Annotated in this window: 14 protein-coding genes; 2 read left to right on the top strand and 12 right to left on the bottom strand. The window is 57.4% G+C overall.

The genetic code is table 11. The features are described 5' to 3' along the window. Positions 1-107 precede the first annotated feature (107 nt). Positions 108-1190: a hypothetical protein gene (locus AAZT04_RS11125; protein WP_373417536.1), complete on the bottom strand. Its 1083-nt coding sequence runs from the start codon at positions 1188-1190 to the stop codon at positions 108-110. A 146-nt stretch (positions 1191-1336) separates the two neighbouring features. On the opposite strand from AAZT04_RS11125, the gene zntB reads away from it, so the two are divergent. Beyond that, positions 1337-2320 carry a zinc transporter ZntB gene (zntB, locus tag AAZT04_RS11130; RefSeq protein WP_020827086.1) on the top strand — a complete coding sequence of 328 codons (984 nt, stop codon included), beginning with the start codon at positions 1337-1339 and terminating at the stop codon, positions 2318-2320. Between the two features lie 215 nt (positions 2321-2535). On the opposite strand, the gene AAZT04_RS11135 is transcribed toward zntB, so the two are convergent. The 11 genes from AAZT04_RS11135 to nifJ form a co-directional block, all read right to left on the bottom strand. Next, positions 2536-2934, bottom strand: a complete 399-nt coding sequence (locus tag AAZT04_RS11135; protein ID WP_048758715.1) for a VOC family protein — start codon at positions 2932-2934, stop codon at positions 2536-2538. Between the two features lie 140 nt (positions 2935-3074). Next, the gene (ttcA, locus tag AAZT04_RS11140; protein WP_434680040.1) at positions 3075-4007 is read right to left on the bottom strand and encodes a tRNA 2-thiocytidine(32) synthetase TtcA; all 933 of its coding nucleotides are present in this window, start codon (positions 4005-4007) and stop codon (positions 3075-3077) included. 306 nt (positions 4008-4313) lie between these two features. Then, positions 4314-4574, bottom strand: a complete 261-nt coding sequence (gene bhsA / locus AAZT04_RS11145; RefSeq protein ID WP_048758717.1) for a multiple stress resistance protein BhsA — start codon at positions 4572-4574, stop codon at positions 4314-4316. Between the two features lie 91 nt (positions 4575-4665). Beyond that, the gene (locus AAZT04_RS11150) at positions 4666-4866 is read right to left on the bottom strand and encodes a heavy-metal-associated domain-containing protein (protein WP_115058725.1); all 201 of its coding nucleotides are present in this window, start codon (positions 4864-4866) and stop codon (positions 4666-4668) included. A 59-nt stretch (positions 4867-4925) separates the two neighbouring features. Beyond that, positions 4926-5426 (bottom strand): Cu(I)-responsive transcriptional regulator, encoded by a 501-nt coding sequence (gene cueR / locus AAZT04_RS11155; protein ID WP_260628593.1) that lies wholly within the window; start codon positions 5424-5426, stop codon positions 4926-4928. A 34-nt stretch (positions 5427-5460) separates the two neighbouring features. Beyond that, positions 5461-5769 carry a glutaredoxin family protein gene (locus tag AAZT04_RS11160; protein ID WP_434680043.1) on the bottom strand — a complete coding sequence of 103 codons (309 nt, stop codon included), beginning with the start codon at positions 5767-5769 and terminating at the stop codon, positions 5461-5463. Positions 5770-5803: 34 nt separating this feature from the next. Further along, on the bottom strand, positions 5804-8344 hold the full coding sequence (locus AAZT04_RS11165; protein ID WP_434680045.1) for a heavy metal translocating P-type ATPase: 2541 nt from the start codon (positions 8342-8344) through the stop codon (positions 5804-5806). Between the two features lie 60 nt (positions 8345-8404). Further along, on the bottom strand, positions 8405-9901 hold the full coding sequence (locus AAZT04_RS11170; RefSeq protein WP_434680048.1) for an efflux transporter outer membrane subunit: 1497 nt from the start codon (positions 9899-9901) through the stop codon (positions 8405-8407). Then, entirely contained in the window at positions 9898-13083 is a 3186-nt protein-coding gene (locus AAZT04_RS11175) for an efflux RND transporter permease subunit (RefSeq protein WP_434680051.1), read from the bottom strand. Before AAZT04_RS11175 ends, AAZT04_RS11170 begins: the two co-directional genes overlap by 4 nt. After that, a complete protein-coding gene (locus AAZT04_RS11180) occupies positions 13083-14237 on the bottom strand; it encodes an efflux RND transporter periplasmic adaptor subunit (protein WP_434680053.1) in 1155 nt (384 codons plus the stop codon). The genes AAZT04_RS11175 and AAZT04_RS11180 overlap by 1 nt, the downstream gene beginning before the upstream one ends. Before the next feature lie 217 nt (positions 14238-14454). After that, on the bottom strand, positions 14455-17988 hold the full coding sequence (gene nifJ / locus AAZT04_RS11185; protein WP_116690376.1) for a pyruvate:ferredoxin (flavodoxin) oxidoreductase: 3534 nt from the start codon (positions 17986-17988) through the stop codon (positions 14455-14457). 248 nt (positions 17989-18236) lie between these two features. Here nifJ and AAZT04_RS11190 point away from each other — a divergent pair, with 248 nt between their 5' ends. Beyond that, positions 18237-18569: an SMR family transporter gene (locus AAZT04_RS11190; protein WP_044551516.1), complete on the top strand. Its 333-nt coding sequence runs from the start codon at positions 18237-18239 to the stop codon at positions 18567-18569. Positions 18570-18826: the final 257 nt, after the last annotated feature.

The following is an 18826-nucleotide window of genomic DNA, read 5'->3' on the forward strand; positions in this document are numbered from 1 at the left end:
TTAAGATTGCTGTGAATATGTTAAGTCATAATAATGGCGCGATAGCCAGCGCTTTATTCCACGATATCCGCATTTATCGGTCGGGTTTTATTTCATCTCCGTTATTATTAGTCTGCATTTTTGTTAAATAATACCTGACGCCCAATGGGTGAGGGAAATACGCAGGACACGTCATGTGCACAGTCGGGAACGATCGCTAAATCACGTTTGGCGCGCGGGGCAATAAAACGTCGATCGTAAGCCGCATAGGCGATGCCGCGTTGTAGACGATCGGGGCCTTGCGCCTGTGCCGCACAAGATTTGTCGAGTATTTTGTAGAAGCTTCCTGGCGCGTCGCCGCTGTCCTTTGCGCCAACCATGTAGGTGATATTCGCCGTGGCATAGCGTTGGCGTACTGATTCAGTCTGTTGGTCGAGGTAGCTCGGAATAGCCTCAATGCCGTATTTCCAACGATTGACGCTCGGGCAGGCGTCACTGTTAACCTCAACCCAATCGAAGGTGCAGCCCCCTGTTGAATCACAATCGCGCCAATCGACAGGGCGCTCGTTGTTTACCGGCAGCGGTCGGTGACTGTCAAAATAGAGCCAACTGCCGGGGTCGGATATCACAAAGCGCAGTTTTACGCCGGGCGGCGGATTGGCGAAACCGACATAGTGCTGTACAAACTGTGCGCCGGCGGAAAACCCTGCAACGGTGACCCAGCGTATCTGCGGCCATTTTACTTTCAATTCGGCAACCAGGCGATCAAGCGCGGCAAACGAGCTGGTTCTTCCCTGGTTGTCCAAACCGCCTTCGATCCAGGAACTGCAACTCCACAGCGCGTCCCCGGCCTGCGCTTGTGGAACGCCGGGAGAATGGCAGCGTGTGGACTGAGCATTACTGACCGGGAACAGCGGGGCGACCAACAGCGCCTGGCCGGTTTTGCCTGCAAGTTGAGCCGCTTTTACCGCGGCGGCCAGGGTTTTCCCCGCATCTCTGGGATGTCCGTGCAGCACGATTAACGCGCTATCTGGTGTGATTACCTGGGGGCGTGCGACAAAGTAGGGCAAATTTCCTGCTGTTGGTCCCAGTTTCACCCGGTATGCGTCGGCAAGGGTGTCGAGTGTGCTATCTGCGGCAAACAGTAGATGAAACGGGGTTGCGATAACTGCCGCTACTGAGGCCAATACCAATGTTCGAGTGGGGGGCATTAAGCACCAACTGTAGGGTTTGCGCATTATTCCTCCATGTTAGCCTATAAGGCTATTTCGAGCGTAGCATTCGCACGGCTTCATCTTTGATCCGCCTGACATTAACGCTAGACTCTGAGGTAACTGAAAAGCAAAGAGGATGAGGAATGGAAGTCATTGAGGGGCGCGAGTTACAGGTTCCTGACGCAGTCTATGCCTACCAACTCGATGGTAAGGGCGGTGTAACATCGATTGATTACGATGATAAAGTCACCTGCGATGAGCCTTGCTGGCTGCATCTCGATTATGCGCACCCAGCCAGCGCCGAGTGGCTGGCTACCACACCGCTTTTGCCGGATGCGGTAAGAGAGGCCTTATCCGGGGAGAGTTCCCGGCCGCGCGTCAGCAAGGTGGGCGAAGGCACCATGATCACGCTGCGCAGCATTAACTTTAACGCCAACTCGCGGCCGGATCAGCTGGTCACTATCCGCGTTTACATGACCGATAAACTCATCGTTTCTACCCGCCATCGCAAGGTCTATTCCATTGACCAGGTGGTGAACGATCTGCAAAGCGGCAGTGGGCCAACCAACAGTGGTAACTGGCTGGTGGAGATATCGGACGCATTGACCGACCACGCCAGCGAGTTTATCGAAGATCTGCACGATAAAATCATCGATTTGGAAGATTCGTTACTGGAGCAGCAGGTCCCCGAACGGGGGCAATTGGCGCTGATCCGCAAGCAGTTGATTGTGCTGCGTCGTTATATGGCACCGCAACGCGACGTGTTCTCGCGTTTAGCCAGCGATCGTTTGCCCTGGATGAATGACGACGATCGTCGCCGCATGCAGGATATTGCCGATCGGCTGGGGCGCGGGCTGGATGACCTGGACGGTAGCATTGCACGTACCGCGATCCTTTCTGACGAAATCACCACGGTAATGGCCGATGCCATGAACCGCCGTACTTACACCATGTCGCTACTGGCGATGGTGTTTTTGCCTACGACCTTTTTGACTGGTTTGTTCGGCGTCAACCTGGGCGGGATCCCTGGGGGCGGTAATCCATTCGGCTTTGCGGCATTTTGCCTGATGCTGGCCGGATTGGTGTTCGGCGTGGGCTGGTGGCTGAAGCGACGTCGTTGGTTGTAGCCAAAAAGAGGTAAAACCCCGGTTAACATTGAGCGATATCAACTTTTGTCGGGGGGAAATGAGGCATGATCTATCTCGCAGGTGAATGCAACGTCAAGCGATGGGCGTTGCGCTCCATAATTGTCTTACTTTCTTATATTTAGAATTACTGCATAGCACATTGATTCATACGATGCCGGTTTAATCACCGGCATTTTTTTGTCCGCAATTTGCCCTCAGGCCGCACTCTCATCCCAGAAACTGGCTTCAATCTTGTGCCCGTCCAGGTCACGCACAAAGCAGCCGTAATAGGCTTCACCATAGTGCGGCCGTGAACCGGGGGCACCTTCATCCGTCGCCCCTGCCAGCAGCGCCTGCCGGTAAAAATCATCAACCTGCTGCTTGCTGGTGGCGAAAAAACCCACATGAATGCCGTTGCCGGTGGTCGCCGGTTTGCCGTCGATCGGCAGCTGCAACCAAAACTCCGGATAATCGCGGCCATAGCCTATGGCCCCTGGATGTTCCAAAACCCGGTGGCAACCTAAGGCGGCGAGGGTGCGATCGTAAAAATCAGCTGCGGCGTCAAAATTATTGCTGCCGAGAGAAACGTGAGACAAGCAGGGCGTGATGTTCATCGGTAATCTCCTGGTGACTGTATAAAAACACAGTATAGGATAAAAACCGCACTGTCTGGTGAATTCTGCTGAAAATGCGAGCGGGATCGCCAACTGAAGGGGGTAAAGAGCCGCCCGCAGTGTGCGGGCGGAACAACGGCTTACTTGATTTCGAGCACGTCTAAACGTGCCGGGGCAAGTTCATCCGTCTCTTCCGGTTGCCAACCCACCGGCTGCATCGGAATGTCTTCGCGATCGAAGGCCAAATCGCCACCGTCAACGACTTCACTGCCGTGGTGAATGCCTTTGAAATCAAACAGGTTAAAGTCGCTCAGGTGCGAAGGCACCACGTTTTGCATTGCGCTGAACATGGTTTCCAGGCGGCCTGGATAGCGTTTATCCCAGTCGCGCAGCATGTCGCCAATTACCTGACGCTGCAGGTTAGGCTGCGAACCGCACAGGTTGCACGGAATAATCGGGAATGCTTTCGCCACCGAGAAACGCTCAATATCTTTTTCACGGCAGTAGGCCAGCGGACGGATCACCACGTGCTTACCGTCGTCGCTCATTAGTTTAGGTGGCATGCCTTTCAGTTTGCCGCCGTAGAACATATTGAGGAACAGGGTCTGCAGAATGTCATCACGGTGATGGCCGAGCGCAATCTTGGTGGCACCCAGCTCGGTGGCGGTGCGGTAAAGGATACCGCGGCGCAGACGCGAACACAGGGAACAGGTGGTTTTGCCCTCGGGGATCTTGTCCTTGACGATGCTGTAGGTGTTCTCCTCAACGATCTTGTATTCCACCCCCAAACTTTCCAGATAGGCTGGCAGGATATGCTCAGGGAAGCCAGGCTGTTTCTGATCGAGGTTAACGGCAATCAGTGAGAAATTGACCGGTGCACTTTGCTGCAGGTTGCGCAGAATTTCCAGCATGGTGTAGCTGTCTTTACCGCCGGACAGGCAGACCATGATGCGGTCGCCTTCTTCAATCATGTTGAAGTCGGCAATCGCTTCGCCCACGTTGCGGCGCAGACGCTTGTGCAATTTGTTGAGGTTGTATTGCTCTTTTTGACTAACGGTTTGTTTTTCTGACATTTAAATCGTGCTCGTTCTCAATTGGGGGCACTATGGGCATGACGTTTTAGGCAGCAAGTTTAGCATTCAACAGGCTGATTGGGTCATTATTCATTTCGCTCTCGGGGCCGTGAAGAACCTTGGCGTGCTGTCATGCCTGGTTGTCTGGGGATAAACGCACCCAACATGCATCAATGTGGCGTGTATGGTACGGATTGTGAGAACGAATACCAGCGTGTTTTGCGTGGTGGGGATGGAAAACGGAAAATAATGGGTGCCAAACCCACATGAGGCCGCATTTGGGCCTCATGTCTTACCGACTCAATCTTACTTATAAATTTCAGCTGTGCCACACAGACGGTTATTGCCGGAGGCGCCGATGATGCGATAAACCTCGGCGCCGGCTTCGGCCGCCTTGGCTTCCAGTTCCCGCTGTAGACTAGAAAGATTATTGCTTGCTGCGCAGGCGCTAATGATCCCGGCTTTTTGCCGATCGGCGGGTGCTGAGTCAACCAGGGTAGCGGCGACGGTCGTGAACGACAGGGTGGCCAGCGCGAGGGCAGTGAGGGCCAGATTGACGTTTTTCATGCTGTGATTTCCTTTTCTGTGGCCTGTATCGATTAAGACTGGCGACGACGTTGATTCGCTCAGTGTGAGTTTTTCAGACCAATGTGGTTGGTTATTGGTCTTCTCGCGCCGGATAGCCTGCTTCACGCAGCACCGCGAGAAAATCACTTTCGTCCTGAGTGCTATCGACCTGAACCTGACGCGCGGCCGGGTCGGTTTCAATCTGGGCCTGCGGATCGACACTGTGCAGTGCCTTGGTTACGGATTTCGCGCAACCGCCGCAGGTCATATTGGGAATGTAGAAACTGTGCATATCAATCTCCTGGTTCTTTAGGGTGTCTGGCCACTATGCGGGTTGACAACGTGGCAAGGTCAAATGCTTTTCAGTGAAAATTTTTGCTTTGAATTCAATGACGATACCGGTGTATAAGCGCCAAAGCGTGGCGCCTCACGAGGGGTTTGCAGGCTGGGCTCCGTGGTTGTGGCAGGCTCAGCCAAATCCGCCAGGATCGGGCAGTCCGGGCGATCGTTGCCATGGCAGTGATCGGCAAGGTATTCGAGCGTTTGCGCCATCTCTTGCAGTTCGGCGATCTTGGCTTTCAACCTGGCAACATGGGAAAGCGCCATCTCTTTAACGTCGGCGCTGGCACGATCGCGGTCGTTCCACAAGACCAGCAGGGCCGAGATCTGCTCGACAGAAAACCCCAGATCGCGTGCACGACGAATAAATCGCAGACTGTGTACGTCCTGTGGGCTGTAATGCCGGTAACCGGCATCAGAACGAAGGGCTTTCGGGATCAGGCCAATTTGTTCGTAATAGCGGATCATCTTTGCCGAAACGCCAGAGGACTTGGCTGCTTGACCGATGTTCATTATTCACTCCTTCTGGGGGATTCATTAAATCCCCCTAAAGCGGGGGATCGGCTATGGATCGACAGGTAGCGTTATCGCTGGCACTCGCTGGCGCGATTGGACACATCGAGTACCACAACCAATCCAGGTGATAGGTGCGATAGAACACTTTCGCGTTCACCTGAGTGGTTGGCGCGATACATACACCGCCACGCGCCTTGGCCTCCTCGCTGATCTCGGGGTTGGAGAGATCGCGTTCTTCGAAAGCGATCCCTTCATTTTCGAGCCAGGATTTCAACGTTTGGCAGTCTGAGCACGTCGGCATGGTGTAGATGACGACCTGAGGATGAAATTCACCGGCCATGCTGGCCTCCTCAAACCTGTTGTAGTGTTGCCGCCTAAACCTTTACGTTTTCCGGCCCGACAGGGCGGGATTCGATACCCATCGGTGCCTGGAAACGCTTTAGACGGAGCGCGTTGCCGAGCACGAAGACGCTGGAGAGCGCCATCGCTGCAGCGGCGAAGATCGGCGAAAGCAAGGTGCCGTTTATCGGGTAAAGCATGCCTGCTGCAACCGGGATCAGCACTGCGTTGTAGGCAAAGGCCCAGAACAGGTTCTGCTTGATGTTGCGGATCGTCGCCTGGCTGAGCGCAATGGCATTTGCCACACCACGCAGGTCACCGGACATCAACACCACGTCTGCCGCTTCGATAGCTACATCGGTTCCCGTACCGATGGCCAACCCAACATCTGCTTCGGCCAGCGCCGGAGCGTCGTTGATGCCATCCCCCACGAAAGCGACGCGTGCACCATGGCTGCGGAACTGCTTCAGCGCCGCAACCTTACCGTCGGGTAAAACCTCAGCCGCGACCTCATCGATACCGAGCTGTCGGGCGATTGCCGAGGCGGTTGCTGCATTATCACCGGTGATCATCGCGACCTTGAGCCCCAATGCGTGCAGCGCCTTGATTGCCTCTGGCGTGGTCTCTTTAATCGGGTCGGCAACGGCGATCACCGCCGCCAAACGACCGTCTATCGCAGCATAAAGCGGGCTCTTGCCTTGCTCACCGAGACGCTGGGCGGTCGGCAGGAAACTGGCCACGTCCAGACCGAGCTGCGTCATGAAGCGGTCGGCTCCAACGGAGACGGTTCGGCCGCTGACCTTGGCTGATACACCGAAGCCCGGTGTGGCATCGAAGGCTTCAATAGCGGCGATCTTGAGGTCGCGCTGTTTTGCGGCGGCGACGATGGCTTCGGCGATAGGGTGCTCCGAACGGGTCTCCACGGCGGCAACCAACGCCAGAACCTCGTCGTAATCGAAGCCCTCGGCCGGTACCAAGTCGGTCAACTCAGGGCGACCTTTGGTTAGGGTGCCAGTTTTGTCCAGCGCGATAACGCTGACATCTCGTAGTGCCTGTAAGGCTTCGCCTTTACGGAACAGCACGCCGAGCTCGGCGGCGCGGCCAGTGCCGACCATTATCGAGGTGGGGGTGGCCAGCCCCATGGCGCAAGGGCAGGCAATAATCAGCACGGCCACCGCATTCACCAGCGCGAAAGTCAGTGCCGGCGTCGGTCCGAAGATCAACCAGATCAGGAACGTCAGCGCTGCCGCCGCCATCACCGCCGGGACGAACCACAGGGTCACCTTGTCGACCAACGCCTGGATCGGCAGCTTGGAACCCTGGGCTTCCTCAACCAAGCGGATAATTTGCGCGAGTACCGTATTGGCACCGACTTTGGTGACGCGGAAGCTGAATGCCCCGGTTTTGTTGATGGTGCCGCCGACCACTTCGGCATCGACCCCCTTGGACACCGGCACCGGTTCGCCGGTGATCATGCTTTCATCTACATAAGAGGCACCTTCGACGACCTGACCGTCGACCGGGATCTTCTCGCCCGGGCGAACGAACACGACATCACCGGTGGTCACCTGGTCGAGCGGGATTTCCAGGGTTTCACCGTTACGCTCGACGCGCGCCGTTTTGGCCTGCAGCCCAACCAACCGTTTTATCGCCTGAGAGGTTCGCCCCTTGGCGCGAGCCTCCAGCGTGCGCCCAAGCAAAATCAGCGTAACGATCACCGCGGCGGCTTCGAAATAGATGTTGGCGGTACCTTGCGGCAGCACTTGCGGAATGAAAGTGGCCACCACCGAATAGCCATAAGCCGCCGCGGTACCCACCGACACCAGCGAGTTCATGTCAGGGGCACCGCGCAGCAACGCCGGCACGCCCTTGCGGAAGAAGCGCAGGCCGGGCCCAAACAGCACCAGCGTGGTAAGCACGAACTGCAGATACCCATTGCGCTGTTCACCCAGAACCCCTAACACCCAATGATGCATCGCGGGAATCAGGTGCGAGCCCATTTCGAGGACGAATACTGGCAAGGTCAGGAGGGCGGCAATCAGTAAAGATCGGCGTAGCCCACGTGCTTCGTTCTCGCGCCTTTCACTGTCTTGATCGTCCGAACTTGCCGTGGCGGCAGACAAGCGGCGGGCCTTATAACCGGCCTGTTCGACCGCGGCTTCAAGCATGGCCGTGGTGACGAGCCCGGCACTATGGCGCACCCGGGCACGCTCGGTCGCCAGGTTGACATTCGCTTCGATCACGCCCGGAATTTGCCTGAGCGCTTTCTCAACCCGACCGACACAGGACGCGCAGGTCATATCTTCGATGCCGAGTTCAGTGGTTTCTTCACGAACGGCGTAACCGGCGCTCTCGATGGCACCAACGGCTGCCTGCGGATCGGCGCGATCGCCGAAAGTGATATCGGCGCGCTCGGTGGCCAGATTGACCGTTGCCGTTTGCACGCCGGGAACGGCTTTTAGCGCACGTTCGACGCGGCCAACGCAGGAAGCACAGGTCATACCTTCGACCGGCAGACTCAAACGAGTGGTGCGCAGGGCTGAATTAGAACCTTGTTGCACAGAGACGGAAGTCATTGAACTACCCCTTTACTGATTCGGATATCGAAAAGCTTAAAGCTTCCCACTGTGGGAAGGTCAAGACCTGTCAGGGATTTGTTTTGCCAGGGGCAGATTCGGCCTCGTTTTGGCACCGCCGCAGAGCGTCGTCTCACCAGTACACACCTGCCAACCACCTCCCAAAGCCTTATAGATGCTGACCACGGCGAGTTGTTGTTCGGTGCGTGCGACCGCCAGTGCTCGCCGGCTGTTAAAGTCGGAACGCTCAGCGTCAAGGACCTCCAGATAGAGGCCTTGCCCCTGGGAAAACTGCAACCGGGCGAGACGAGCGGCCTCACGATTGGCTGCTGATTCAAGCAGGCGCAGTTCGAGCGTGCTGCCTGTTGCTTTATAGGCTTTGAAGGCGTCGTCGGTTTCTTGCAGCGCGCGCAATAGGGTTTGATCGTAGAGGAGCAGGGCTTCTTGGGCACGAGCTTCACTGGCGGCAATCCGCGCTCGGACGCGACCGTTATCGAGCAGAGACCAGCGAATGACCGGAAGGATAAAACCGGACAAAGCTTCGGCACCGTTCACTGCATCGAGGTTCCCAGCAATGAATCCGATCGAGCCTTGTATCTGGATCTCGGGGTAGAGATCTGCCGTTTCTATCCCAATCCGCGCGGTTGCTGCCGCCAGAGTGCGTTCGGCCGCCGCAATATCGGCACGTCGTGCCAGGAGCGCCTCGGGGTTGCCGACGGCGAGGGAGGTAACCTTCAGTTCATCACGCCCAGGTATGGCGACTGGAGGGCTAAACCTTTGCGGCGTTTCGCCAAGCAATACCGCCAGCGCATTGACGGAAACCGCGCGACGGCGCTCGAGCTCGGGGGCGACAACCTCAACATTGCGCAATAACGCCTCGGCGCGCAGTCGGTCAAACTCACTGGCTGAACCGGCATTCGCCAGACGTTCAACCTGAGCCAGGCTCTCGCGCTGGCTTCGGGTGATATCTTCAACGACAGCAAGCTCGGCCTCGATACCGCGCAGTTCAAACCAGGTGGCGGCCACCGCTGCTGCAACGCCGGCTTGCACATCGCGCAGCAGGGCTTCACGCGAACCTGCCTGCGCCTGGGCTTCCTCAACCGAACGGCGCACGCGACCGAACAGATCGATTTCCCAGGCGGTGTCTACGGCACCGCGATAGGTTTCCTGCTGACGAGACTGATCAGGCGATGTCTCTATCTCGCTCTTGCGACGGTTTTCATAGCTGAAAGCAGGGCCGCCGCTTGGCAGAAAGCTCTGACGATCCTCGCGCAGCAGGGCTTTTGCTTCTTCGAGCCGCATGGCGGCAATGCCGATATCATGATTAACCGAAAGCGCCTGCCGGATCAGTCCGCTCAATATCGGATCGTCGAAGGCACGCCACCACTCAACCTCCACGGCAGCGTAATTAATGCCTGGCGAAGCTTCACCAAAGCTGGCGGGAAGCCGTGCCGAAGACAACGAAGGCGGTGAATAGTCTGGCCCTACAGATGAACACCCGGTTAACAGGGTAAGCGCACTCAGGGGGAACCACAGCGATTGATAGAGGCTTTTCATGAGGTGATCTCCTTAATGCGCTGTTTGCGCAGCTTCGATTCTGCCCGGCGGCGTTCGATACGAACGGCCAGGTTACGCATCACCACATAAAACACCGGCGTCAGGAACAGACCGAACAGCGTCACGCCTAGCATGCCGGCGAAGACGGCGATACCCATTGCATGGCGCATCTCCGCCCCGGCACCGCCGGCAAAGACCAGAGGAACCACACCGGCGATAAAGGCCAGGGAGGTCATCAGGATTGGCCGCAGTCGCAGCCGACAAGCCTCGATAACCGCATCCAGCGCGCTTGCGCCCTCGGCCTCGAGAGTGCGGGCGAACTCGACGATAAGAATGGCATTTTTGGCGGCCAAACCGACCAGCACGATCAGCCCGATTTGCACAAAGACGTTGTTGTCACCGTCGGTCATCCACACGCCAATAATGGCGCTCAGCAGACACATCGGCACGATCAACAGGACGGCCAGCGGCAACAACCAGCTGTTGTACTGAGCGGCAAGGATGAGATAGGCCAGAAGCACACACAGCGGGAAGATGAACAACGCCGAATCCCCGGCCAGCTTTTGCTGGTAGGTAAGGTCGGTCCATTCAAAAGTCATGCCTTCCGGCAGCACTTCTTTCGCCAGACGCTCCATCACGGCTACCGCCTGACCCGAACTGATGCCGGCCATCGCGCCGCCGGAGATGTCGGCGGAAGGATAGCCGTTGTAGTGGATCACTCGGTCTGGGCCTGAGCTCGGTGTGACGGTAACAAATGAAGATAAAGGCAGCATTTTCCCGGCAGCATTGCGTACTTGCAGGCGACCGATGGCTTCTGCCTGCATGCGATGGTCTGCATCGGCCTGGGCGGTCACTTTGTAGGTGCGGCCAAAACGGTTGAAATCGTTGACATAGAGAGAACCGAGATAGACCTGCAGCGATTCGAAGATATCCGCCAGACGGACGCCCTGACTCATGGCTTTGGTACGATCGATGGCAACGTCGAGTTGTGGGGCATTGACGTCAAAGCTGGTCATCAGTCCGGCCACCTGTCCCGACTCGGTGGCTTTGGTCATCAGGATCTGGGTCTGCTGAACCAGAGCATCCAATCCGGCGCCGCTGCGATCCTCAATTTGCATTTTAAAACCGCCGGTGGCGCCCAGTCCCGGTACCGGTGGCGGTGGGAATACGCCGAGGAAGCCGTCGGGAATGCCGGCGAATTTTGCTTGCAGGCGGCCGGCAATCGCGGTTGCGCTGAGATCGTCTGTCGTACGAGCTTCAAACGGGTCAAGCATAACGAACATGACGGCGGCATTCGGTACGTTGACGAAGCCGTTGATCGACAGCCCTGGGAAGGCTACGACGCTCTCGACACCGGGTTCCGCCAGCGCGATTTTCGACATCTGTTTGACGACCGCATCGGTGCGTTCCAGCGAGGCCGAATTGGGCAGTTGGGCAATACCAACCAGGTAGTATTTGTCCTGCATCGGTACGAAGCCGGGCGGAACCGCCTTAAAGCCGAAGAAGGTCAGTGCCAGTAAGCCACCGTAGACCAAAAGCGCCAGACCGCTAACCCGGACCACTTTGCGGACCGTATTGCCATAAGCGCTAGGCGCGTGTCGGAAAGGCCGGCCAAACGCACGGAACAACCGATCGGCTCGACCGCGCAGGGTACGCGGATCTCGGGCGATTGCAGCCTTGCGCGGACGCAGCAAAAGTCCGGCCAGCGCCGGGCTGAGTGTCAGGGAGTTGATGGCCGACAGAATGGTTGAAATGGCGATGGTGAGCGCAAATTGTTGATAAAACTCCCCCTGCAGGCCGCTCAGGAAGGCAGTGGGGATGAATACGGCGGCAAGCACCGAGGTAATGGCGATGATGGGGCCGGTCACTTCATCCATGGCGCGCCTTGCGGCTTGGGGAGGCTCCTCGCCATTTTCGATATGTCGTTCGACATTTTCGACCACGACGATCGCGTCGTCGACTACTATCCCGATCGACAACACCAGGCCAAACAGCGACAAGGTATTGAGCGAAAAACCCATCAGATGCATGACGGCAAAGGTCCCTATCAGCGATACCGGCACCGCCATCAATGGGATCAGCGACGCGCGCCAGTTGTGCAGGAACAGCACTACCACGATCACCACCAACAGGATCGCCTCCAGCAGGGTGGTGGCTACCGACTCCAGCGAAGCACTGACGAAGACCGTTGGGTCATAAGCTATGCGCGAAGTGAGTCCTGCCGGAAAGTGAGTTTCGAGCCGTTGCATGGTGGCCCTCACGGCCTTAGAAACGTCTAGCGCGTTAGCTCCCGGGCTTTGAATAATTTGCAGCGCGACGGCCGGCTCACCATCGAGCAGGCTGCGCAACGCGTAGGCATCAGCTCCCATTTCGATGCGGGCGACATCGCGCAGGCGAGTGATTTGGCCGTCGCTACCGGTGCGAATAATGATATCGCCAAACTGTTCCTCGTCGGTCAGGCGGCCGAGGGTATTGACCGTCACCTGGAATGCGGCGTTGGAGTTGGGCGTCTGGCCAACCGAGCCGGCCGCCACCTGAACGTTCTGTTCACGTACGGCGGCGATAACGTCACCGGCCGTCAACCCTCGCGCAGCGATCAAATCAGGATCGAGCCAAAGCCGCATGCTGTACTCGCCGGCACCCCATACCAAAACGTCACTGACTCCGGGGATGCGGGACAGCTCATCGCGTACCTGGAGGTAAGCGTAATTTGAAATGTAGAGAGGATCGTAACGCTGATCGGGCGACAGCAGGTGAACGACCATCAGGATATCCGGCGAGGTTTTTTGCGTGACGACGCCCTGGCGTTGAACCTCTTCAGGTAACCGCGGCAGCGCGCGCGAAACCCGGTTTTGCACCTGAACCTGCGCCATATCGGCATTGGTGCCCTGGGCGAAAGTGACGGTCAGGATCATTCGGCCATCGGTTGCCGACTGCGACGACATGTACAACATGCCCTCAACCCCGGTGATTGCCTGTTCGAGCGGAGCCGCTACCGTTTCAGCGATCACCTTGGGGTTGGCTCCGGGGTAAGATGCGGTCACTTGCACCGTTGGCGGAGTGACTGCCGGATACTCGCTAAGCGGCAGTTGGAAGAAGGCCACGCCGCCGGCGAGCACCATCAAAATTGACAGGACGATGGCAAATATCGGGCGAGCGATGAAGAAACGAGGGAAAGTCATTACGCGGCTCCCGTGGTTGTCGGCGCCGTCATGGGAGCACCATCAATGGCGGTTGTTTGCGGCGTGATCTGCATACCGGGGCGTACCAGGCCCTTGACCACGATACGCTCACCCGGCTGCAGACCCTGTTCGATCACCCGCATGCCTTCGACCATCGGGCCCAGCTCGACTGGCCGATATTCGGTTTTGTCACCTTTGCCGACGACCAACACATAGCGGTGGCCCTGATCGGTGCCAATTGATTGATCGGACACCAGTACGCGGGCGCGCGGTGCACCGGTTTCCAGTTTGACCTTGGCAAACAGGCCAGGGGTCAATTGTCCATCGGCATTATCGACAACGGCGCGAATACGCACGGTGCCCGTCCCACGGTCGGCGGAGTTGGCAAGAAAATCGACACGGCCAGTTCGGGTATAGGTTTTGTCGGTGATCAGCGCGACCATCACCTTGGTTGCCGGCGGGGTGGCATGAGTGCGGTCTGCGGCGAGCGAACGCAAATAGGTGCGCTCGTCGACGTCGAAATAAACCTGGAGCGGGTTGGTCGAGACAATCGTCGTGAGCGGCGTTACGCCATTGGTAACGTAGTTGCCCTCGGTGACCAGCACCTGGCCGACGCGCCCGCTGATGGGCGCCGTGACGTGCGTGAACTCCATATCCAGCTCTGCCGCAGCCAGGGCGGCTTTCGCGGCATCGACCTGCGCTTTGCCTGCATTCAACGAAGCTGTTGCCGTATCGAGCTGAGCACGCGCAAAAACCTTTTGAGCAAACAGCTGTGTGGCACGGGCATATTCCGTTTGAGCGAGCCGCGCTGCTGCTTCAGCCTCGCGCAAGCGAGCTTTGGCGGCACTCAGCGCGGCTTCGTACACCCGAGAGTCAATGAGAAACAGCCGTTGGCCTTTCTCAACCCAGCGACCTTCCGGCACGCTGACATCTTGCAGATATCCGGCTACTCTTGGGCGCAGTTCAACCTGTTTGACAGCGGTTAGCGAACCGGTGAACTCGACAAAAGGCGTGACCGGGCGAACGACCACTTCGGCTACTGGTACGCTCGGAGGCTTGGCGGGAGCAGCTGCGGACACCGTCTCTTTGCAACCGGCGACAGCGAATGCGACGCTTATCGCCGCAGTGATTATAGTGACACGTTTGGCTTTCATCATTTGACCTTTCGCGACTGAAGTCGACAGTGGAATTTATTGAACCGAAGCGGTTCTGATTGCACTTATCGGACTTACCACGTTTGGAAGGTCAAGCTGTTTTTGAGGGCTGATTCAGGCTATTCGATACTGTGTTGCGCAAGGGCGTCTGGCGTGGAGAGAATTACGCAGTGGTAAAAAAGAAAAGCGGGGCGCGAATCGGTCGCGCCCCGTGGGTTTACTCGGCGGAGGAGGTTTCCCCCTTGCCGGCCAGCAGGCTGAGGAAGTCGTACTTCTCCTTCAGCTCTTTTTCTGCGGCCTGATACAGCGCGCTGGCGACTTCCGGCTGCTGTGAGTTCAGGCGGCGGAAGCGCTGTTCTTTCAACAACGTATCGGTCAAATTGCTGTTTGGCGGCCGGGAATCCAGCGCCAGCGCCGGTTTGCCCTCATCGGCGCGACGTGGATCGAAGCGATATAGCGGCCAGAATCCGGTCGCGGTCAGCTGTTTCATCTGGTCGTGACTGAGTGCCAGATCGTAACCGTGTTCTTCACAGGGGCTGTAGGCAATGATCAGGGATGGCCCCGGATAAGCTTCGGCTTCCTGAATGGCTTTCACCGTCTGATTAAGCTGCGCACCCAGCGAGATTTGCGCCACGTAAACATGGCCGTACATCATCATGCTGACGCCCAGATCCTTACGTGCCTTGCGCTTGCCGTGTTCGCCGAACTTGGTCACCGCCCCGAGCGGGGTGGCCTTCGATTGCTGGCCGCCAGTGTTGGAGTAACACTGAGTGTCCAACACTAGCACGTTGACGTTTTCGGTCAGGCTGAGGACGTGATCCAACCCGCCGAACCCGATATCGTAGGCCCAGCCGTCGCCGCCAATCAGCCAGATGGATTTATCCACCAGATAATCGGCGTCGGTCGCCAGTTGGCGCGCGTCGTGACCTTCAATCTGCGCCAGCAAGCCGCGCAGTTCCTTAATCTGTTGGCGACGCGGCTCTGGTGCGATATCCGTCATCTGCAGAGCGTTGACCAACTGTGCCGGCAGCTGCGGCGCCAAGGTGTTCAGCAAACGCAGTACGCGGCTGCGGTGCTGATCGACCGTTAAGCGGAAGCCCAGACCGAACTCCGCATTATCCTCGAACAACGAGTTGGCCCAGGCTGGACCGCGGCCTTCGGCATTGGTGGTATAAGGTGTAGTCGGCAGGTTGCCGCCGTAAATGGACGAACAGCCGGTGGCGTTGGCAATCAGCAACCTGTCGCCATAAAGCTGGGTCAGCAGCTTGATGTACGGTGTTTCCCCACAGCCGGAACAGGCACCGGAGTATTCGAACAGCGGCGAAATCAACTGCGAGGTACGGATGTCGATCCGCTCGATCTGCGAGGGATCAATTTCCGGCAACTGCAGGAAGAAGTCGTAATGCGCTTTTTCTTCAGTCAGATGCTCAAGGCGCGATGCCATGTTGATGGCCTTGATGTCCGGGTTCTGGCGATCTTTTGCCGGGCAGACTTCAACGCACAGATTGCAGCCGGTACAGTCTTCCGGCGCGACCTGCAGTACGTATTTCTGGCCGCGCATGTCGCGCGCTTTCACATCCAGCGATTGTAGCGAGGCAGGGGCGTGCTCCATGGCCTCCGGCTGAACCACTTTGGCGCGGATGGCGGAGTGCGGGCAGGCGGCAACGCAGTGGTTGCACTGGGTGCACAGATCCGGCTGCCAAATGGGGATATCCTCGGCGATATTGCGCTTTTCCCACTGAGTGGTCCCCACCGGCCAGGTACCGTCCGGCGGGAAGGCTGACACCGGCAACGCATCCCCCAGTCCGGCCAGCATCGCGGCGGTCACGGTTTTGACAAAGTCAGGCGCCGCATCCGAGACAATCGGCGGTCGCATTGGGCTGCTTTCGTTAACCGGCTGCAGGGGGATTTCAATCAGCGCGTCAAGCGTGGCGGCCAGCGCCTGCCAGTTGCGCTCAACAATATCCTGGCCTTTGTTGCTGTAGCTGCGTTCGATAGCATCCCGCAATTGCTGGAGTGCTACGTCGCCCGGCAGAATTTGGGTCAGATGGAAAAACGCCATCTGCATTACGGTGTTGATACGTGCACCGAGCCGGCATTCACGCGCCAGTTTCGCCGCGTTGATGATATAGAAGCGTGCCTGACGTTGCTGCAAGACGGCTTGCACTTCCTGCGGCAGCCGCGACCAGGCCTCTTCGGCACCATAGGGAGTATTGAGCAGGAAAATGCCGCCGGGTTTCAGGCGCTCCGCCATCTGGTAAGTATCGATAAACTGAAGTTGGTGGCAGCCGACAAAGTCGGCGCGACTGACCAGATAGGCCGAGTTGATGGGCTGTTCGCTGACGCGCAGGTGGGATACCGTCAGGCCTCCGGCCTTTTTCGAGTCATAAACGAAATAGCCCTGGGCATACATGGACGTACTGTTGCCGATGATTTTGATGTTGTTCTTGGTAGCGGAAACGGAGCCGTCACTGCCAAGACCGTAGAACAGGGCCTCCAGCGACGCGCGCTGCGGCAGGGTTTCTTCACTGAGTGGCAGGGAAAGACCGGTCACATCGTCGAAAATACCGACGGTAAAGCGTGGACGCGGGCGATCCAGAGCCAGCTCGTTAAACACGGCTAACGCGCAGTCAGGGCCAAACTCTTTCGAGGAGAGCCCATAACGGCCGCCGATCACCATCGGCATATGGGCGCGCTCACCCCGGCTGAACGCTTCAGCCAGTGCGGTCATCACGTCCAGATACAGGGGCTCCGCCAGCGCGCCGGGCTCCTTAGTACGGTCCAGTACGGCGATTTTCTTCGCGCTTTCCGGCAACACGCTGAGCAGGTGCTGCGCGGAAAACGGCCGAAACAGCCGCACTTTCAGCACGCCGACTTTTTCACCACGGGTCAACAGGGCGTCGATCGCTTCTTCGCAGGTGCCGATGGCGGACCCCATCAGGATCACCACGCGCTCGGCCTGCGGATGGCCGTAATATTCGAAGGGCTGATACGCCCGGCCGGTGATCTCGGCGAACTTGTCCATCGCGTCAATCACATGCTGGCAGGTCGCGTTATACCAGGGGTTGGTGGCTTCGCGCGATTGGAAATAGGTGTCCGGGTTGGCAGAGGTGCCCCGCACCACGGGATGATCAGGCGACAGTGCGCGGCTGCGGTGCGCGTCAATCGCGTCCTGAGGCAGCATCTGGCGCAGGGTATCGTCGCTCAGCGGCACGATTTTGTTGATTTCATGCGAGGTGCGGAAACCATCAAAAAAGTGAATAAACGGCAGGCGGCTGTTGAGACTGGCCGTTTGGGAAATCAGCGCAAAATCCTGTGCTTCCTGGACGTTGCTGGCACACAGCATGGCGCAGCCGGTTTGGCGTACCGCCATCACGTCGGAATGGTCGCCAAAAATCGACAGCGCATGGGTGGCGATGGTGCGCGCAGCAACATGCAGCACAAACGGCGTCAGTTCACCGGCCAGTTTGTACAACGTCGGGATCATCAGCAGCAGGCCCTGCGATGAGGTAAACGAGGTCGACAGCGCGCCGGTTTGCAATGCGCCATGTACCGTGGCGATCGCACCGCCTTCCGACTGCATTTCCACCACTCGCGGCACGTCGCCCCAGATATTTTGACGGCCGTCGCCGGACCAGGCATCCGCCTGTTCCGCCATGGTCGAACTGGGGGTGATTGGGTAGATGGCAATCACTTCGCTGGCGCGGTAGGCGACGGAAGCGACTGCATTATTACCATCTGTAGTAATCATCAACTTTACCTTTCATTGCTCAAAAAGCTGCGAAAGTCACCTCTCGCAGTAATTAACAAAGTCTAGCAGAGGGATATATTGGCCCTTTATCGCGTTTGTGTGGCGGATGATAAATCGACAAAAAATGCGACAAAGAGATATTTCACGACTTTAAATGGCCCTGAAGAAAAATTGTCATCGTTGTTTAACGACAATTTATTTCCGGCGCGTCATACTGGTGAATAGGTAAACTTACAGAAGAAAAAACGATGAGCGGATTTATGTATTTGACCATGGCGATAGTCGCAGAAGTGATCGCCACCACCATGCTGAAAGCCTCTGAGGGATTCACTCGCTTGTGGCCGTCGCTGGTGGTCGTGGTCGGCTATGGCGTAGCTTTCTGGGGGCTGTCGATGGTGGTGAAAACCATGCCGCTGGGCATTGTTTACGCCATCTGGTCAGGCATGGGCATTGTTCTGGTGTCAATTGCCGCGGTATTTGTTTATCAACAAAAGCTGGATTGGCCAGCCGTGCTGGGGATGGGATTAATTATTGCCGGCGTGTTGGTGATTAATTTACTGTCGAAAACCGCAGCGCACTGATCCTTATTTAAACCGAAACAATCGCCAGCGCGAAATTCAGTGGCGCTGGCAGAAAACCTTATTAATAAATAACGGAAAATAATAGATTACCCCCAAACTTGGATCTTCCTTTTACCGGCAAAAAATGCGCCATTTTGACACCGCATTTTGGTGCTGTTCGCCCCGCCTCAAAGCGTTAACCTCTCCTAAAATGCCTGTTTAACCCGGCTGTGACTGACCCTTGTTCAGGTCGGGCAGGGATGTTCGACGTTTGCTCC

Origin of the sequence: Serratia sp. Je.1.23.a (assembly GCF_051129805.1) — a bacterium.
GTDB lineage: Bacteria > Pseudomonadota > Gammaproteobacteria > Enterobacterales > Enterobacteriaceae > Serratia > Serratia liquefaciens.